This is a genomic window from Mesorhizobium sp. M0587 (assembly GCF_040320945.1).
In the GTDB taxonomy this organism is placed as follows: Bacteria; Pseudomonadota; Alphaproteobacteria; order Rhizobiales; family Rhizobiaceae; genus Mesorhizobium.
The window spans coordinates 81878-94874 of record NZ_JAMYQP010000009.1 but is presented as its reverse complement, the minus strand read 5'-3'; the positions used below and the strand labels follow the sequence as shown (position 1 = coordinate 94874).

Here is a 12997-nt window from a genome sequence, read left to right as displayed (position 1 = left end):
GGCTTTTTTCGTTTCGGCCAGCAGCAATTCCCGGCCAGGGCGCACCGGGACGTCAGCGGTCATATGATCGACGGGACGTCGGCCGCCGCGGGAGACTTCAGATAGCCGCAGAGCCCCTGAAGGACAGGATCAATCCTTCCGCCATACGAACGAATTGCGCGCTGGGGCCCTCGGCGCCGACGGTCTGCACGCTGACACGCGCACCTTCAAGCAGCAGCGACAGCGTATCGGCGAGAAGTTCAGCCTGCCCGATGCCGGCACCCCGGCAGAGCGCGACCAGATGTTCGCGCTGGGCTTCCTTGAGCTCCTTGATCACGCGCCTGGCCGGATGATCCGGCTCAGTCAGCTCGGCAGCGGCATTGGCCATGTCGCAGCCGCGGCCGTCAGCGTTGAGCATGTCGGCCGCCTTGCGAACCCAGGCATGGAGTTGCGCCAGCTTGTCGCCGGGGTACTCGGCCTCGAATGCGTCCCACATCGCGCCCGCCTTGCAAGCGGTGGCGCGCAGGCATTCGACAATCAGTTCGTCCTTGGATTCGAAATGACGGTAGAGCGTCATCTTGTTCGTGCCGGCAGCCTCGGTGATGGCGTCGACGCCGACGCCCTTGATGCCGTGCTTGTGGAACATGTCGCGCGCCGTTTCCAGGATCCGATCCCGGGGACGAGAGCGCTCCACGACGCCGTCTGTCATCATGATCTCCTTTCGTTTCCAAAAATCCCTCGGCCACCTCTTGACTAGGGTGTTACCGGTCTGTAACTTCCAGAATGTTACTTACTGGTAACACCTATATCGTCCGTCGTCAATAACAAGGCCGTGAACTGGTCCTGCCAGATTGGGACGGATGAAAAATTGCCAGTCATGCGGCTTCGGCCGGTGAAGAGATGAAAAACGGTTCGCGAGCAATAGCTGCGGGCCGACACACAAGGAGCCGGCCAATGCCACAGCGCCGCGATCTTACCATAGATGAAGCCGTCCGGGATCCGATGATCCGGCTGGTCATGAAAGCCGATGGCGTCGATCCGCGCGCCTTCGAGAAAATGCTGCGTTCGCTCGCCGGTGCGCGAGAGTCGCATCGTGATGTGCCGCTGCTGCGCTCGCCGGAGGATTCCCGGCGCGGCCAGCGGTTGTCGAGAGTTGCCAGTGCCTTCGGCAGGGCAAGAGCAGCCGGAGAGGCGTGTGTGTCGTGGTAAACTTTTTCATCCATCGTCCGATCTTCGCCTCGGCGATCGCCATCATCATGGTGCTCGCCGGGACGATTTGTTATTTCCTGCTGCCCGTCTCGCAGTTTCCCGACATCACGCCGCCACAGGTCGTGGTCAGCGCCCACTATCCGGGCGCCAGCGCGCAGGTGGTGGCCGATACGGTGACGACGCCGCTTGAGCAGCAGATCAACGGCGTGCAAGGCATGACCTACATGTCGTCGACGAGCTCCAATGACGGCTCCTCGACCATCACCATCACCTTCGATGTCGGCTACTCCCTGAGCACCGCCGCCGTCGACGTCCAGAACCGCGTCTCGCAGGCGGCCTCGTCGCTCCCAGCGATCGTCAACCAGGGCGGCGTGACGATCAAGAAGCAGAATCCGAACTTCGTCCTGATCGTCAACCTCACTTCGCCCGACAGTTCGGTCGATCCGGTGGCGCTGAGCAACCTTGCCTATCTGCAGGTGGTCGATCCGCTGAAGCGGCTGCCCGGCGTCGGCGACGTGCAGATCTTCGGCGAGCGGCGCTATTCGATGCGCGTCTGGCTCGATCCCGACAAGCTCGCCAATCTCGGCATCACCGCCGTCGATGTCCAGAATGCCATTGCCGAACAGAACGTCCAGGTGGCTGCCGGCAAGATCGGCCAGTCGCCGGCCCCGGCCGGCACCGCCTTCGAGATGCAGGTCAACGCCGTCGGCCGCTTGAGCGATCCGAAGGAATTCGGCGACATCGTCGTGCGCGCCAACACGGACACCGGCTCGCTGGTGCGGCTGCGCGACGTCGCCCGCATCGAACTCGGCGCGCTGCAATATTCGTCGTCGGCCTTCTTCGGCAAGGATCCGACCGTGGTGCTCGCCGTCTACCAGATGCCCGGCTCCAACGCGCTCGATCTGCAGCAGCGCGTCAAGGACAAGATGCAGGAACTGTCCGGCCGCTTCCCCAAGGGCGTCTCCTACGCCATGCACTACGACACGACTCGCTTCGTCTCGGCGTCGATGCATGACGTGCTGATCACGCTTGGCGAAGCGCTGGTGCTGGTCGTCGCCGTGGTGTTCATCTTCCTGCAGAGCTGGCGCACCACGATCATCCCGACCATCGCCATTCCGGTGTCGCTGGTGGCGACGCTCGTGGTCATGGAGATGATGGGCTTCTCGCTCAACATGCTCTCGCTGCTCGGCATGGTGCTGGCGATCGGCCTTGTCGTCGACGATGCCATCGTGGTGGTCGAGAATGTCGAAAGACAGCTCGAGGCCGGGCTCAAGCCATTGGCGGCGACAAAGGCCGCGATGGCCGAAGTCACCGGTCCGATCATCGCCACGACCGCGGTGCTGATGGCGGTGTTCGTGCCTGTCGCCTTCATTCCGGGCGTTTCCGGCAAGCTCTACAACCAGTTCGCGCTTACCGTGGCGATTTCGGTCGGCATCTCCGCCTTCAACTCGCTGACGCTGAGTCCCGCGCTCAGCGCCGCCTTCCTTCGCCATCGCCAGGGCTCGCAGTTCGTGCTGTTCCGCTGGTTCAACACCGGCTTCGACAGGCTGTCGCATGCCTATGCCCATGGCGTGCGCTTCCTCATCCGCCTGCGCTGGATCATGCTCGGCCTGTTCGCGGCCGGACTGGTCGCCACCTACTTCGTCTGGCAGCGTCTGCCCTCGACCTTCCTTCCGGTCGAGGACCAGGGCTATTTCTTCGTCGTCATCCAGCTGCCCGACGGCGCCTCGCTGGAGCGCACCGACGCGGTGGCGCAGAAGGCGCGCGACATCCTGCAGGCGACGCCTGGCGTCGACATCGTCGGCTCGATCAGCGGCCTGAACTTCCTGACCAGTGCCGCGCAGTCGAATTCGGCGGTCGAGTTCGCCATCCTGAAGCCTTGGGAGGAACGCGGCCCCGACCAGAGCGCGTCGAAGCTCGTCGCCGATGTGCGCGGCAAGCTGATGCAGATTCCGGAAGCCTTCGCGCTGAGCTTCGATCCGCCTTCGATTCCGGGTATCGGCACCACGGGCGGCTTCGAGTTCGTCGTCGAGGACCTCACCGGGCGCGGCAGCTCGGCCCTCAACGACGCGACGCAAGCCGTGATCGCCGAGGCTCGCAAGCAGCCGGAAATCAACCCGCAGCAATTGTTCTCGCCGTTCTCGACCTCGACGCCGCAGTTCAACTACGACCTCGATCGAGCCAAGGCCAAGCTGCTCGGCCTCAACCTGCCTGACGTGTTCAACACGCTGCAGATCTATCTCGGCTCGCTCTACGTGAACGATTTCAACCTGTTCGGCCGCACCTTCCGGGTGACCATCCAGGCCGACAAGGATGCACGCGCTGGTGCGGCCGACATTTCCCGGCTCTATGTGCGCAATGCCTCCGGCGGCATGGTGCCGCTCAGCACGCTGGGCAAGCTCGTGCCGTTCGTCGGTCCGGAAACCGTGCCGCACTACAACAACAACGCCTCGGCCTCGATCAATGGCGGCGCTGCCCCCGGCTTCTCCTCGGGCCAGGCGGTCGCCGCGATGGAACGGGCCGCCGCCACCGCGCTGCCTAGGGATTTCGGTTTCGAATGGACCGGCATCACCTTCCAGGAGCTCAAGGCAGGATCGATCGCGTCGGTCGTCTTCGGCCTCGCCATCGTCTTCGTCTTCCTGATCCTGGCGGCGCAGTACGAGAGCTGGGCGATGCCGTTCATGGTGCTGCTGGCGGTGCCGCTCGCCTTGTTCGGCGCGTTCGCCGCGCTGTGGGCGCGTGGCATGCAGATCGACGTCTATTCGCAGATCGGTTTCGTCATGCTGATCGGCCTGGCGGCCAAGAACGCGATCCTGATCGTCGAGTTCGCAAGGCGGCGACGCGACGAAGGCCTGAGCATCGTCGAGGCGGCGATGGAATCGGCACGGCTGCGGCTGCGCCCGATCCTGATGACGGCCTTTGCCTTCATCCTCGGCGTGCTGCCGCTGATGTACGCCACCGGTGCCGGTGCTGCCAGCCGGCAATCGATCGGCACCACCGTGTTTGGCGGCATGGTCGCCGCGACCATCCTGTCGCTGGTTTTCGTGCCCGTCTTCTACGCCGTCATCGAGCAGCTGCGCGAACGCCGTGGAGGCGGCTCGCCAGCTTCCCATCATACTGAACCAACTGCCGAACCCGCCTTCCCTCCCCTGGCGGAAGCGGCCGAATAAGATTGGAGATCGATCATGCGTAAATGGAAAATAGCGTTGGGAACGGCTGTCGCGCTAGGTGCGATCTCGGTGGCAAGCGTGCACCTGCTCGACATGGGCAATCTCGGGCTCAGCGCCGACTCGGCTGGAGCGGCAACACCCGCTCCAGCGGCCTTCGTCATGCCGGTGCCGGTGGCGAGCGTCGTCAAGAAGACGATCCCGATCTATCTAGACTATGCCGCCCGCACGGAGTCGATACGCAGCATCACGCTGCAGGCCAGGGTGCCGGGCTATCTGCAGGAGCAGAGCGCCGAGGACGGCGCCGACGTGCGGCAGGGCGATCTTCTCTACAAGATCTCGCCTGACGACTTCCAGGCCGCGCTCGACCAGGCGAAGGCGCAGGTCCAACGCGATACGGCGACGCTCGATTATGCGCGTTCCAATCTCGGCCGCGGCACCGAGCTCGCCAAGAGCGGCTATCTGGCCAAGGATAGTTTCGACCAGCGCACCAGCACCTTGCGCGAGGCGCAGGCCTCGCTGGCGCTCAACCAGGCGGCTGTCCGCACGGCGGAGCTCAATCTGAGCTACTCGGAAATCCGCGCCCCGTTCGCCGGGCGCCTGGGCCGCAACCAGGCTTCGGTCGGAACGCTGGTCAGCGTCGCCGGCACGGTGCTCAACACGCTGGTGCAGCTCGACCCGATCTACGTCACCTTCAATCCGAGCGAAACGGACCTGGCCGAGATCGAGCAGGCACGCGCCGCCGGCCCGATCGAGGTCGAGGTCCTGCTTCCCGGCGAGACCACAGCCCACCAGAAGGGTCAGCTCACCTTCATCGACAACACGGTCGACCACTCGACCGGCACCATCACCGCGCGCGCCACGATCGGCAACGGCAAGTTCACGCTGCTGCCCGGCCAGTATGTTCGCGTGCGGCTGCATGTCAGGCAGCAGCCCGATGCGCTGATGGTGCCGCAGACGGCGCTGGGCTCCAGCCAGCTCGGCAAATATGTCTACGTGGTCGGCAAGGGCAACACGGTCGACCAGCGGCTGGTCTCGCTTGGCCCGACAAGCGGCGATCTGGTGGCCATCCTCAGCGGCGTCTCCGAAGGCGACCAGGTGATTACAGGCAATCTGCAGAAGATCGGACCTGGAATGCCGATTTCGCCACTCCCTCAGAAACCGGCTACCTGACACCCCCGCAGGCCCGGTTTCTGCGCGGCGCTCCGACCTTCCCACGGGTCGGGGCGCCGCTTTCGCGAGCAACCCCACCGCCCCTTTTTGACCGCCCGTGCGAATTTCGAAGCGGTCCCGGAGCGTCTGCCTATCCAATCCGAAAATCGCTCCTTGTTAGATTGTCGACAATCTGGTTGTGTTGTCTTCGGTTTCTTGGAGTGGCCGAATGGGGAAAGCGGATTTCAGTCCGATCGCGGATACGACGCGCCGCGCCGAGATCGTGGCGCTGCTGCGACGTGCGATCCTGACCGGACAACTGGGACCGGGCCAGAAGCTCAACGAACTTCGTATTTCCGAACAGATGCGAGTGAGCCGCGCGCCACTGCGCGAAGCAATGCGCGAACTGGTGCAGGAAGGTATCCTGACCAGCATTCCCTATGCCGGTACCTTCGTCATCGAGGTCACCGCCAAGGACATCGACGATGTTTATTCCCTCAACAAGGTGCTCGACGAGTTCGCCATCGAACGGACATGGAAGCTGCGCGACCAGCGCTTCTTCGATGAGCTCGATCGCCGCCATGAAGCGGTGAAGCAAGCCACCCGCCACCGCGACACCACCCGCCAGATCGAGACCGCGCTGCAACTGCACGGCCTGATCCATGAATGGGCCGACAATTCGGTGCTGCTGGATACATGGCAGCGGCTGACCAGCCGGTTGCAGATGTATTTCGCCCTGCACCAGCAGGCACGCAATCAAGCCGTGCCGGCCGAGGACATCCACGAGACCTATGTGCGGCTGCTCAAGGGCACCGACATGCGCGCTGCCCAGCGCCATGCCCGCGAGCATACCGATCTCGATTTCGAGGAGCTCCTTGCCTATGCGCGTGGCTTCGAACAGCGTCCCTCGAACGGCGCCTGATCATTTCCTCAAAAATCGCAACGGACAACAACGTGAAGATCGAAACGATAAAAGCCTACCATGTCGTGCAGCCCTTCGTGGACGGCCCCTATCGCATGTCGAAGGGGCGCGTTGCCGACGCGTTCGACGCGGTGATCGTCGCCATCACCTCGGACAACGGCATCACCGGCTGGGGCGAGATGGCGCCGCTCGGCAATTTCTACTCGCCCGCCTTCGCGGCCGGCGTTCGCGCCGGCGTGGTAGAGATCGCGCCGCATCTCATCGGCCACGATCCGCGCGGACTTGCCGGCATCGGCCGGCTGATGGACACGGTATTCAAGGGCCACCCCTATATCAAGTCGGCGCTCGACATGGCGTGCTGGGATCTTGCGGCGCGTGCCGCCGACGTGCCGCTGGTTACGCTGCTCGGCGGCAAGGAGAGCGAGACGGCCGAACTCTACAAGGTCGTCACCCACGGCAGCGTCGACGCCATGGCCGCACTGGCCAAGCGCATCGTCAAGGACGGCTTCCACCGGCTGCAGGTCAAGGTCGGCGGCAATGTCCATGACGATATCGAACGCGTAACCGCGGTCGCGGCGTCGGTGCCGAAAGGCACCGTCATCTTCTGCGACGCCAATGCCGGCTGGACGCCCTACCAGGCCCGCCAGTTCGCTGATGCGACGAGGGCGATCGATTATACGTTCGAGCAGCCCTGCACCACGATCGACGAGAACATGTCGGTGCGCCGCTCGCTCGACAAGCCGATGGTGCTCGACGAATCCGTCGCTTCGCTGGACGACATGCTCGACATCCATCGCAAAGGTGCGGCCGACGGGCTGACGCTGAAAATCTCGCGGCTCGGCGGCGTAACCAAGACGCGCCAGATCCGCGACCTCGCGGTCGACCTCGGCTTCATGATCACCGTCGAGGACACCGGCGGGGCCGAGATCGATACGGCGGCGATGGCGCATCTGTCGCTGTCGACGCCGGAAGAGCGCCGGCTGCACGCAATCGCCTTCCATGAATGGGTGACGGTGCGCACGGCGTCCAACACGCCGCCGGTCACCGGCAGCCGCATGGGCATTCCCGACGGGCCGGGCCTTGGCATCGATGTCGTGCCGGACCTGCTCGGCGCGCCGTTCTTCGAGGTCGGCCGCTGAGCTGAAAATCCGCGGCATCAAAGCCATGCCGATCGATCTCCGTCTCGAGGCGCGCAGAGGCTTGATCGAAGTACGGCGTAGCGCTTACCCTTCCCGAGCCAGGGAGGGCTATCGATGGATCTTTTCAAGTTGGACGGTGATGTTGCGCTGGTCACGGGCGCCGGCAGCGGCATCGGCCAGGCAATCGCGATCGGACTGGCGCAGGCGGGTGCCGACGTCGCCTGTTTCGGCCATGCATCGAAAGGTGGGCTGGACGAAACCGCTCACCGGATCACCGCGCTCGGCCGCAAGGCGCTGGTGCTGAACGGCACGGTGACCTCCGAGAGCGATCTCGCGGCGGCCATCGATCGTGTCGAGGCCGAACTCGGCGCTTTGACAGTCGCGGTCAACAATGCCGGCATTGCCGGTTCGGAGCCGGCCGAGACCCTGTCGCTGGAGAAATGGCAGAAGGTACACGAGGTCAACGTCGCCGGCGTGTTCCTGTCCTGCCAGGCCGAAGCCCGCAAGATGCTGGCGCGATGCAAGGGCTCGATCGTCAACATCGCCTCGATGTCTGGCACCATCGTCAATCGGGGATTGACGCAGGCGCATTACAACTCCTCGAAAGCGGCCGTCATCCATATGTCGAAAAGCCTCGCCATGGAGTGGGCCGATCGCGGGCTGCGCGTCAATGTCGTCAGTCCGGGCTACACCCTGACGCCGATGAACAAACGGCCGGAGGTCGCGGAAGAGGTCAAAATCTTCAAACGCGACACGCCGATGGGGCGCATGGCAGCACCCGAAGAAATGGTCGGGCCAACCGTGTTCCTGGCTAGCCGCGCGTCGAGCTTCGTCACTGGCCTCGACCTGATCGTCGATGGCGGCTACGTCTGCTGGTAAAGGATAACGTCTGGTCGCCGGGGTAGCGGCCGGGAGTTTCCCTTTGGTCCGAAATTATGCGCCTCGCGAGGCGTTAGTCGTTGCGCGTCATGAGCGTTGGTATATATAATTTCATCCTATGAAACGTCCTTGGCGGGTACGGGCTCGCCGGGTCGATAGCCGAGATCATGGGACCTTGATGGCTCGCACCGTGCAGGGCGCCGCAGGACTGGCGAATGATCCGCCGGGGATCGCTCGCGCGGTGATCCATCGGTAGCCATGACATCGGTTCTCCCCGCATTCGTCATCACCGAAATCGAGCATCATTCCGCCTGCGCCGGCCAGGGCCGCGACATGGCGGCAACGGCCTTGCGCAACGGCAAGTCTTTCCAACACAACCAAAAAAAGACGCAAGAAGGGAACGAACGATAATCGTCACAGCTTGAAGGAGAACAAGCATGTCATTTCGCAGTCGAATTTCGAGACTATCCATGGGCGCCGTCGCGCTCGCGACACTAAGCCTGGCGGCACCTTCCGCCCACGCCGCCGCACCCGAATCCAACGACCCTATAAAGATCGCGCTGTTCGACTGGACCAGCGTCAACCTCAACGCCAAGATCCTCGGCGGCATCCTGGAAAAGCTCGGCTATACCGTCGAATATCCGACCGCCGACTACCTCTCCAGCCTGACCACCGGCCTGACCAATGGCGACCTCGATGTCGGCCTGGAGTTCTGGGACACGACCGCCGGCGAGGCGATGAAGGCGTCCGACGCCACCGGCCAGACCGAACGGCTCGGCAAACTGGGACCCAAGGCCAAGGAAGAGTGGTGGTTTCCCGAATACATGAAGGAAAAGTGCCCCGGCCTGCCGAACTGGGAAGCGCTGAAGGACCCGAAATGCGCCGAGGCCTTCTCGACGGCCGAGACAGCGCCGAAGGGCCGTTATCTCGGCGGCCCGGTGACCTGGGAAGGCTTTGACGACGAACGCGTCGAGGCGCTGAAGCTGCCCTTCACCGTCATCCATGCCGGCACCGACGCGGCGATGTTCGCCGAGCTGGACTCGGCCTATCAGCGCAAGGCGCCGATCATGCTGTGGATCTATTCGCCGCACTGGGCGCCGGCGAAATACAAGGGCGAATGGGTTGAATTCCCCGAGTACACGCCCGAGTGCTACAATGACCCGAAATGGGGCACCAACCCCGACGCCAAATATGACTGCGGCAAACCGCATGGCGAGATCTGGAAATACTCCTGGTCCGGCATGAAGGACAAATGGCCGGTTGCCTACAAGGTGGCGAAGGCGTACACGGTCGACACGGACGAACTCAACAAGATGAGCGGCGACATCGATCTCGGCGGCAAAACGCCCGAAGACGTCGCCGCCGCCTGGATCGCCGCCCACGAGGCGGACTGGAAAGCCTGGGCGCAGTGACCGTTCCGACTGGAAATTGCGAGACCCGGCCGCTGGCGGCCGGGTCTCTATCCCATATTCCAGAAGGGCGATTGCATGAGCGAAGCGACTGACCAGAACCTGAAAAAAGCTGGCACGGATGCCCGCCCGGTAAAGCTCGCCTGCCGCAACGTCTGGAAGCTGTTCGGATCGAACGCGGCCAATTTCATCCGCGAGCGCGACGGCAAGGCCAGCATGGCCGATGTCGCCGCTGCCGGGCTGGTCGGCGCGGTGCGCGCCGTCGATCTCGAAATCCGCCAGGGCGAGATCTTCATCATCATGGGCCTGTCGGGATCGGGCAAATCGACGCTGGTGCGCTGCATGTCCAGGCTGGTCGAAGCGACGCATGGCAAGGTCGAATTCGAAGGCAAGGACCTGCTGAAGATCTCGGATGCCGCGCTGATAGAATTGCGGCGTCACCGGATGGGCATGGTGTTCCAGAACTTTGCCTTGCTGCCGCATCTCAACGTGCTGGAGAACATCGCCTTCCCGCTGAGCATCCAGGGACAGGACCGTCCGACGCGCGAGGCGCGGGCCCGCGAGGTGATCGAGCTGGTCGGCTTGCGTGGCCGCGAGCATTTCTATCCGCGCGAATTGTCCGGCGGCCAGCAGCAGCGCGTCGGCATTGCCCGCAGCCTGGCGACAAAACCGGAAATCTGGTTCCTCGACGAACCGTTCTCGGCACTCGATCCGCTTATCCGCCGCGAGATGCAGGACGAGTTGATGCGGCTGCAAACCATGCTGCACAAGACCATCGTCTTCATCACCCATGATTTCGACGAGGCGATAAGGCTGGCCGACCGCATCGCCATCATGAAGGACGGCGAGGTCATCCAGATCGGGACGCCGGAGAAGCTGGTGGTCAATCCGGCGACCGACTATGTCGCCGAATTCACCCGCGACGTCGACCGCGCCAAGGTGATCTCGGCGCGCGGCCTGATGCGCGCCTGCGACGGCGCCGAGCATGGCGGCACGGTATCGCCGGACGCCAAGATAGCAAGCTTTTCGGCCAGCATCGTTGCGGCCGGCAAGCCGTTCGCCGTGGTCAACGGCACCGGCAAGCCGATCGGCGAGGTGACGCCACAAGCGGTGATCGATCTGCTGGCCGGCATCGAGCATGCGAGGGCCGGCGCATGACGGTGACGGCAAGCGCCAGCGAAGCGAGGCCGCCGGTTCAGCGGTGGCTGGCGATCTGGGCGGCGGCACTTGGCGCCGTGCTCATCGTGTTCCTTCAGCAGGACAGCATGCCTTGGGCCGTCAACTATCCGGCCAGCGCGACCGTGCCGGTCGCCGACTGGGTCGGCGCGCTGATGGGCTGGATCAAGTCGAACCTGTCCTGGCTGACGCGCTCGATCACCGCGGTGCTCGGCGTGCCACTCGATTTCGCGCTCAATCTCCTGGCCAAGAACTTCAAGATCGGCCATGGCGCCCACGCCTACGTCCTGCCGCGCCTGTCCTGGGCCGGCGTCTGCGCCGCCGCCTTCCTGGCCGGGCACGCCGTGGGTGGGCGAAAACTCGGCATGCTGGTCGGCGGTTGCTTCCTCTACATCGCGCTGTTCGGCCAATGGACCAGCGCCATGCTGACGCTGGCGCTGATCTCCATCGCCGTGCCGTTCTGCATCGTTACCGGTCTGTTCGCCGGTATCTGGGCCTGGCGCAAGCCGTGGGCGGAGAAGCTCGTCGTCTCCCCTGCGCTTGACCTGATGCAGACGATCCCGACCTTCGCCTATCTCATCCCGATGCTGCTCCTGTTCGGCAACAGCCCGGTTTCGGCGATGATCGCAACCGCCATCTTCGCCACGCCGCCGATGGTGCGCGCGACGATGCTCGGCCTGTCGCGGGTGCCGTCGGAGATCGACGATTTCAGCGAGATGGCCGGCTGCACGGCGCGGCAGAAACTATGGCGCGTGCTGCTGCCTTCGGCGCGGCCGACGCTGATGGTCGGCGTCAACCAGGTGATCATGCTGGCGCTCAACATGGTCATCATCGCCTCGATGATCGGCGCCGGCGGGCTCGGCTATGACGTGCTGCTGGCGCTGCGCGCGCTGAAGGTCGGCGAGGCGATGGAGGCAGGGCTGGCCATCGTGGCGCTGGCCATCGCGCTCGACCGGCTGAGCCAGGCCATCGCCCACAAGCAGGCAAAGGGCCATGCCTTCCAGGATGCAGAAGCGAGCTTCTGGCGGCGCCACCCCAATCTGACGCTGGCCATCGCCATCCTCGCCGTCACCACGCTGCTCGGACTGTTCGTGCCGGCGTTCTCCGCCGTGCCGAAGGCGATCACCTTCACCACCGCGCCGCTGTGGAAGGCGGCGGTGAACTGGGTGACGATCAATTTCTTCGACACGATCGAAGCGTTTCGCGTGGCGCTGATCCTCAACGTGCTGAATCCGGTGCGAGCCTTCTGCGAAGGATTTCCATGGCTGGGCGCGGTGTTCCTGCTCGGCCTTGCGGGCTATCAGCTTTCCGGCTTGCGCCTGGCTGCTCTGGTGGCAGTGCTGACTGCCTTCTGCGCCGTCACCGGGCTGTGGGAAAAGACCATGGCCACGGTCTATCTGTGCGGCATCTCGGCTTTCATCGCTTGCCTGATCGGCATTCCGATCGGCCTGATGGCCGCGCGCAGCGACCGTTTCGAGAAGATCGTCACGCCTGTCATCGACACGCTGCAGGTGCTGCCGTCCTTCTGCTTCATCATTCCGGTGGTGATGCTGTTTCGCGTCGGCGACGTCACCGCGATGATCGCAACGATCGCCTTTGCCGTGGTGCCGGCGATCCGCTACACCAATCACGGCATCAGGCAGGTGCCGCCGGCGCTGATCGAGGCGGCCAAGGTATCGGGCTGCACGCCGCGCCAGACCTTCTTTCGCGTGCAATTGCCGCTGGCGCTGCCGGAGATCATGCTCGGCGTCAACCAGACCATCCTGATGGCGCTGGCGATGATCATCATCTGCGCCATGGTCGGCACGCGCGATCTCGGCCAGGAGGTGTTCATCGCACTGTCCAAGGCCGATTCCGGCCGCGGCATCGTCGCCGGTCTCGCCATCGCCTTCATCGGCATCGTCGCCGACCGGCTGTTCAACGCCTGGACGGCGAAGGCGCGGGCAAGACTGGGATAGTGTGAGG

At 64.0% G+C, this 12997-nt stretch carries 10 protein-coding genes; 8 read left to right on the top strand and 2 right to left on the bottom strand.

The features are described 5' to 3' along the window. Positions 1-97: 97 nt before the first annotated feature. Both NKI49_RS11055 and NKI49_RS11050 read right to left on the bottom strand, forming a co-directional pair. Positions 98-688, bottom strand: coding sequence for a TetR/AcrR family transcriptional regulator (locus NKI49_RS11055; RefSeq protein ID WP_352598774.1), 591 nt, complete (start codon positions 686-688; stop codon positions 98-100). 77 nt (positions 689-765) lie between these two features. Further along, entirely contained in the window at positions 766-1071 is a 306-nt protein-coding gene (locus tag NKI49_RS11050) for a hypothetical protein (protein WP_352598775.1), read from the bottom strand. A 110-nt stretch (positions 1072-1181) separates the two neighbouring features. Between NKI49_RS11050 and NKI49_RS11045 the strand changes: the two genes are divergently transcribed. The 8 genes from NKI49_RS11045 to NKI49_RS11010 all read left to right on the top strand — a co-directional run bounded on the left by NKI49_RS11045 (position 1182) and on the right by NKI49_RS11010 (position 12990). Beyond that, complete coding sequence (locus NKI49_RS11045; protein ID WP_352598776.1) at positions 1182-4358, top strand: efflux RND transporter permease subunit; 3177 nt, start codon at positions 1182-1184, stop codon at positions 4356-4358. Between the two features lie 15 nt (positions 4359-4373). Beyond that, positions 4374-5528, top strand: coding sequence for an efflux RND transporter periplasmic adaptor subunit (locus tag NKI49_RS11040; protein WP_352598777.1), 1155 nt, complete (start codon positions 4374-4376; stop codon positions 5526-5528). Positions 5529-5736: 208 nt separating this feature from the next. Then, positions 5737-6429 carry a GntR family transcriptional regulator gene (locus NKI49_RS11035; RefSeq protein WP_352598778.1) on the top strand — a complete coding sequence of 231 codons (693 nt, stop codon included), beginning with the start codon at positions 5737-5739 and terminating at the stop codon, positions 6427-6429. Positions 6430-6461: 32 nt separating this feature from the next. Next, entirely contained in the window at positions 6462-7568 is a 1107-nt protein-coding gene (locus NKI49_RS11030; protein ID WP_352598779.1) for a mandelate racemase/muconate lactonizing enzyme family protein, read from the top strand. A 114-nt stretch (positions 7569-7682) separates the two neighbouring features. After that, complete coding sequence (locus NKI49_RS11025; RefSeq protein WP_352598780.1) at positions 7683-8447, top strand: SDR family oxidoreductase; 765 nt, start codon at positions 7683-7685, stop codon at positions 8445-8447. A 437-nt stretch (positions 8448-8884) separates the two neighbouring features. Beyond that, positions 8885-9859, top strand: a complete 975-nt coding sequence (locus NKI49_RS11020; RefSeq protein ID WP_352598781.1) for an ABC transporter substrate-binding protein — start codon at positions 8885-8887, stop codon at positions 9857-9859. A 75-nt stretch (positions 9860-9934) separates the two neighbouring features. Continuing rightward, positions 9935-11014 carry a quaternary amine ABC transporter ATP-binding protein gene (locus NKI49_RS11015; protein WP_352598782.1) on the top strand — a complete coding sequence of 360 codons (1080 nt, stop codon included), beginning with the start codon at positions 9935-9937 and terminating at the stop codon, positions 11012-11014. Continuing rightward, a complete protein-coding gene (locus NKI49_RS11010; protein ID WP_352598783.1) occupies positions 11011-12990 on the top strand; it encodes an ABC transporter permease in 1980 nt (659 codons plus the stop codon). Before NKI49_RS11015 ends, NKI49_RS11010 begins: the two co-directional genes overlap by 4 nt. Positions 12991-12997: the final 7 nt, after the last annotated feature.

Excerpts from the sequence above, each read along its gene's own strand:
- NKI49_RS11010 (WP_352598783.1), top strand. The coding sequence starts at position 11,011 with ATGACGGTGACGGCAAGCGCCAGCGAAGCGAGGCCGCCGGTTCAGCGG.
- NKI49_RS11055 (WP_352598774.1), bottom strand. The coding sequence starts at position 688 with ATGACAGACGGCGTCGTGGAGCGCTCTCGTCCCCGGGATCGGATCCTG.
- NKI49_RS11025 (WP_352598780.1), top strand. The coding sequence starts at position 7,683 with ATGGATCTTTTCAAGTTGGACGGTGATGTTGCGCTGGTCACGGGCGCC.
- NKI49_RS11040 (WP_352598777.1), top strand. The coding sequence starts at position 4,374 with ATGCGTAAATGGAAAATAGCGTTGGGAACGGCTGTCGCGCTAGGTGCG.
- NKI49_RS11035 (WP_352598778.1), top strand. The coding sequence starts at position 5,737 with ATGGGGAAAGCGGATTTCAGTCCGATCGCGGATACGACGCGCCGCGCC.
- NKI49_RS11015 (WP_352598782.1), top strand. The coding sequence starts at position 9,935 with ATGAGCGAAGCGACTGACCAGAACCTGAAAAAAGCTGGCACGGATGCC.
- NKI49_RS11020 (WP_352598781.1), top strand. The coding sequence starts at position 8,885 with ATGTCATTTCGCAGTCGAATTTCGAGACTATCCATGGGCGCCGTCGCG.
- NKI49_RS11050 (WP_352598775.1), bottom strand. The coding sequence starts at position 1,071 with ATGCGACTCTCGCGCACCGGCGAGCGAACGCAGCATTTTCTCGAAGGC.